This window comes from Mesorhizobium sp. M2A.F.Ca.ET.039.01.1.1, from assembly GCF_003998035.1.
In the GTDB taxonomy this organism is placed as follows: domain Bacteria; phylum Pseudomonadota; class Alphaproteobacteria; order Rhizobiales; family Rhizobiaceae; genus Mesorhizobium.
On record NZ_RZRY01001363.1, the window covers coordinates 1 to 791 of the forward strand.

At 64.9% G+C, this 791-nt stretch carries 2 protein-coding genes; one reads left to right on the forward strand and one right to left on the reverse strand.

Features of this window, described 5'->3' with window-relative positions; all coding sequences use genetic code 11:
- Nucleotides 1-302 (forward strand): hypothetical protein (locus EOA24_RS39880; protein ID WP_245501999.1); only part of this gene is annotated, 302 nt, incomplete at its 5' end.
- Here EOA24_RS39880 and EOA24_RS39885 read toward each other — a convergent pair.
- Nucleotides 299-791: glutamate--tRNA ligase family protein (locus EOA24_RS39885; protein ID WP_245502000.1), on the reverse strand; the 493-nt coding region annotated here is incomplete at its 5' end. The genes EOA24_RS39880 and EOA24_RS39885 overlap by 4 nt on opposite strands.

Below are 791 nucleotides of genomic sequence, written 5' to 3' on the forward strand. Positions count from 1 at the left end.
CGCCATGGGTGGGCATGTTTTTGCATCTCGACACGACCTGGCTGTTGTTCGCCTTCCTGATCATTGCCGGCTTCGGTTTCTTCTTCGGCACGGCGCTCGACGCGATCATGAAGGAGAGCGGGTTTGGCCCGACCGGCAACACGCTGCTGTTCATCTTCGGCTTCTTTGCCGCGGTGACGGTCGCCGGCAAGCATGGCATCAGCCTGAGCGACCTCAGGCTGGCGGTTGCCTGTGGGCTCGGCGGCGCCTTTGCCTTCATCAGCGTGCTGGCACTGATCAAGGCCGGGATGGCGCGACTTTAATCAAACTCGACAAGCCGCCTGACGTCCTGCGACGACATGCCCGCCTCGCGAAGCGCGGCAAGACCGGTGTCCTTGAAGCTCTTGGACAGTTTCCTGCCGTCCGGACCAAGGATCAGGCGGTGGTGGAAATAGCGCGGCTGCGGCAGGCCGAGCAGTTCCTGCAGCAGGCGCTGCACGCCGGTCGCCGCATAGAGGTCCTGGCCGCGCACGACATGGCTGACGCCCTGCAGCGCGTCGTCGAGGACGACGGCAAGATGATAGCTGGTCGGGATGTCGCGGCGGGCGACGATGACGTCGCCCCAGGCCTGCGGTTGCGCTTCGATCGCTCGTGTCGCCGACATCGTCTCATCGGTGAATTCGGTCCATGACAGGTCGGCGGTGACGCGCATCCTTGCCACTTCGACGTCGAGCCGCCAGGCGAAGGGCATGTTCTCGGCGATCCGTCGCTTGCGCTCCCTGGCTGGCAGGGCCTTGTCGAGCGGCGGGTAG